This window comes from Moorena sp. SIO3I6, assembly GCF_010672095.1.
Map to the genome: position 1 here is coordinate 1 of NZ_JAAHHU010000400.1, position 3,848 is coordinate 3,848.

General features: G+C 42.0%; 6 protein-coding genes. All 6 read left to right on the forward strand.

Going from position 1 to position 3,848, the window contains the following annotated elements; translation table 11 throughout:
* The coding region (locus tag F6K49_RS36770; RefSeq protein WP_293104837.1) for a DUF29 domain-containing protein at nucleotides 1–204 on the forward strand (204 nt) is incomplete at its 5' end.
* Between the two features lie 10 nt (nucleotides 205–214).
* Nucleotides 215–487, forward strand: coding sequence for an element excision factor XisI family protein (locus F6K49_RS36775; protein ID WP_293104840.1), 273 nt, complete (start codon nucleotides 215–217; stop codon nucleotides 485–487).
* Between the two features lie 118 nt (nucleotides 488–605).
* Complete coding sequence (locus F6K49_RS36780) at nucleotides 606–1,034, forward strand: hypothetical protein (protein ID WP_293038238.1); 429 nt, start codon at nucleotides 606–608, stop codon at nucleotides 1,032–1,034.
* Between the two features lie 205 nt (nucleotides 1,035–1,239).
* Nucleotides 1,240–1,476, forward strand: coding sequence for a hypothetical protein (locus F6K49_RS36785; protein WP_293038235.1), 237 nt, complete (start codon nucleotides 1,240–1,242; stop codon nucleotides 1,474–1,476).
* Complete coding sequence (locus F6K49_RS36790; RefSeq protein ID WP_293059745.1) at nucleotides 1,473–1,826, forward strand: type II toxin-antitoxin system PemK/MazF family toxin; 354 nt, start codon at nucleotides 1,473–1,475, stop codon at nucleotides 1,824–1,826. Before F6K49_RS36785 ends, F6K49_RS36790 begins: the two co-directional genes overlap by 4 nt.
* Nucleotides 1,827–2,143: 317 nt before the next feature.
* A complete protein-coding gene (locus F6K49_RS36795; RefSeq protein ID WP_293104843.1) occupies nucleotides 2,144–3,655 on the forward strand; it encodes a GMC family oxidoreductase in 1,512 nt (503 codons plus the stop codon).
* The last annotated feature ends 193 nt before the right edge of the window (nucleotides 3,656–3,848 follow it).

Genomic DNA, 3,848 nt, shown 5'->3' on the forward strand with positions numbered 1-3,848 from the left:
ACCATCAAACGAGAGCGCAATAACCTTAAACGCTATCTCAGAGATACTCCTAGTTTAAAGCGATACTGGGCAGATTTATCAAAAGTTTATGGTGATGCGAGAGCCGACGCTGCCAATGAAACTGGAATTTCCGATTGGGACTTTCCTGACAACTGTCCCTATTCCCCTGAGCAAATCCAATCGGATTGGTTTCCTCCAAATTAGAGGTAAAACAATGGATCCCCAAACGACCTATCGAGAAATAATAAAACAAGTTATTCTAAAATACGCTCAATTTCGCCCCTCTCATGGAGACATCCGACTTGATCCCATTTTTGACGAAACACGAGAGCACTATGGATTAATGCAGGTAGGATGGTCACAGGGAAAAAGAATCAGAGGAAACCTAATATATATTACTCTAAAAAATACTAAAATTTATATTGAATATGATGGAATAGAAACGGGTATCACTACTGATTTAATTAATGCTGGCATCAAGAAATAAAATATTGTTTTAGCTTTCTATCCTCCCGAAATTCGTCAGCAAACTGAATTTGCCGTCAATTAAAATTTATTCGTGTTTGATAAAATCAAGGCTATAACCAATTTAAGTTTAAATGACCATGGATAGAAAAGACAGGTTACCGCTTCTAGGAGTAGGGTTTACTATTAGCTTAATCCTCATGGGTTGTAATCCCTCTGATGATGCGTTAGAAAAATCTCGTTATCAACCCTTGAATATAGCTGAAATCAAAGGTAAGAGAATAGGAGATGATCCGAAAGCGATCGCATTAGACTTATTTGGTAACAAAGAAACGGTCGAGAGTGAGTTTACTGAAGAAATAAAGGTGATTGAGCAGCAAGCTTTTGAGAAAATCGTGATTCTAACCCAGATGAATCTACCTGATGACAAAATTAGGGGCAAGCGTTATCGACTTGAGTTTCAATTCGATCAATCTACCGGTAAATGGAATTTAAAAGAAGCAGGTCGTCAACAGTCCTGTTATAAAAGTGAGAAACCTAAAGATTGGACAATTGAGCCTTGTCCCTAGCTAAACTTGTCGATAGCGTTTATCGTATTTATGAGGTAAGCTATCAGCTATCAGCTATCAGCTATCAGCTATCAGCTATCAGCTATCAGCTATCAGCTATCAGCTATCAGCTATCAGCTATCAGCCATCAGCCATCAGCCCTACTAGATTCAACATTTCTGGGGAATAACCTATCACTAACCTATAATTGTACTAAGTTACTGCTATGTCAATCAGCACCGAAGCTATCAAGCAAGACCTGGATATACTTACTGCTGAACAACTTCAGCAAGTCGCTGATTTTATTGCATTTCTTAAGTTTCAAGATAAACGTCGTCGGATTGTCCTAGATCCTGCTCAGTTAAAAGCCCTTGCTCATGAGTTTGCTGAGGAAGACCGCGCTCTTGCTGAAGTGGGAATGAGCGATTATGCCGCAAGTCTTGATCAAGAAGATAAGCTATGACCAATAAATATCAGCGTGGCGATATCTGGGTAGCTAATCTCAATCCAAGTCAAGGTTCTGAGCAAGCAGGTATTCGTCCTGTCATTATTTTTCAAAATGACATTGTTTCCCAGTTCTCTACAACAATTATTGCAATTCCTTTAACGACAAATCAACGCCGCGCTTCGTTACCAATTTGTGTTCAGATTGCACAAGGAGAGGGTGGATTAGCTCAAGATTCTGTTGCACTGTGTTTCCAAATGCGAGTGCTTGACAAAAGTCGTTTAATTCAAAAACTGGGGCACCTGAGTCCTAAAACAGTTGCTCAATTGGAAGAAGTGGTTTTGCTAACACTTGGATATGAGCTATAAATCCTGCTTTCCATAAGATAATCCACCTATCCAAAAGTGCGTTCGCGTAGCGTGGCCTACGGCCAATCACTAATTTTCTAGGGTATGTTAATTAAGTAACGCACCTATCCTCAAAAATATCACAAGTCAGTGATCATCTGTAACTCCTGAACTCCTGCAAGCGCACTACACATTCAGAGGTTTGACATTCCTAAACTCCGAAACTTAGTCATAGCTGACTTCTGACTTCTGACTTTTGACTTCTGACTTCTGACTTCTGACTTCTGACTTCTGACTTCTGACTTCCGACTTCCCACTTCAAACTTCGGACTTTTACTATGATTATCGACGACCAATATTACGACTTTATTATTATCGGCACAGGGGCTGGCGGCGGAACCTTAGCCTATAAACTTGCGCCAACGGGGAAGAAAATTCTCATCCTAGAACGAGGGGATTTTATGCCTCTAGAAGAGCAAAATCGCAGTAATGTCGATATTTTTAAGCGAGAACGCTATCACGCTCCTGAAATTTGGTATGACACTGCTGAAGAACCCTTTTTCCCCCAAATGAATTACGCTATCGGTGGCAATACTAAAATCTATGGTGCAGCATTGCTACGACTGCGGGAGCGGGATTTTGAAAAAGTGCAACATCAAGAGGGAGTGTCGCCGGAGTGGTGTTTGAAATATTCCGACTTTGAACCCTACTACACTCAAGCGGAACAGCTTTATAAAGTTCACGGTCAGGCAACCAGCGATCCCACCGAGCCATTTCATAGTCAAGACTATCCCTTTGAAGCAATCCCCCAAGAGCCTCAAATTGCGGAAATTTACAATGCGATCGCTCAGCAAGGTCTGCATCCATCTTACCTACCGTTAGGACTGACGCGCCAAGACGACGACCCAACCAATGATTCCGAGGTCAGCGGAATTGTGCCAGCGTTGAAACATCCGAACGTAACCTTAAAAACCAATGCGAAGGTGGTCTGTTTGCACACTAACCCCTCAGGTTTAGCAGTTAAAGGGGTCGAAGCCGAAATTGCAGGACAATCCTACTTGTTTATGGGGGAAATTGTCGTGGTTGCTTGTGGTGCCGTGAATTCAGCAGCATTACTATTACACTCTGCCAATGATCGACACCCCCAAGGACTTGCTAACAGTTCGGGGCAAGTGGGACGGAATTTGATGAAAAGCCTAATGACTGCTGTAGTGCAACTGAGCACTAAGCCCAATTCAGGTGCTTTTCAAAGAAGTATTTATCTCAATGATTTTTATTGGGGTGATCCCGATTTTCCTTACCCAATGGGTCACATTCAAAATTCCGGTGGATTGCTGACAGATATTATTTTTGCTGAAGCACCACCACTGTTATCAGTTCTGGCAAAATTTATGCCAGGATTTGGACTAAAGCAGTTAGCTACTCGTTCCATTGGCTGGTGGGTGCAGACGGAGGATTTGCCCGATCCCAATAATCGAGTACGAATTGATGGAAACAAGTTGTATATTGACTACACTCCCAATAATATCGAAGCCCACGATCGCCTAGTTTATCGCTTGACTGAAGTGCTAAAAACCATTGAAAAACGGCTGGATAGTTTTCAGAGCGGTAAAATATATCCTCGTGGGGAAGTACCGATTCAAGTAATGGCAAATCAGTGTGGCACCTGCCGTTTTGGGGACGATCCTGCTACTACTGTGCTCGATCGCAACTGCCGCACTCATGATGTGGAAAATCTTTACGTAGTCGATGGCAGTTTCTTTCCATCCAATGCTAGTGTCAGCCCAGCTTTAACCATTATTGCTAATGCTCTGCGGGTGGGCGATCATCTGATTGAACAGTTTGGGTAAGGATGTAGGGGAGCATGTCACTTTTGAAATTAGGTACATAGATCCCCCCTAACCCCCCTTAAAAAAGCTATGCTTTATAAACATATTTCTTTACAAAAAACTTGACAAAAGTAACTTGATATGATTAGTGTGATCAAAAAACTTGACGTCCCACGTTCTCGCTCAGTTTGTATAGGAAAAGCCTTTTGCCAAA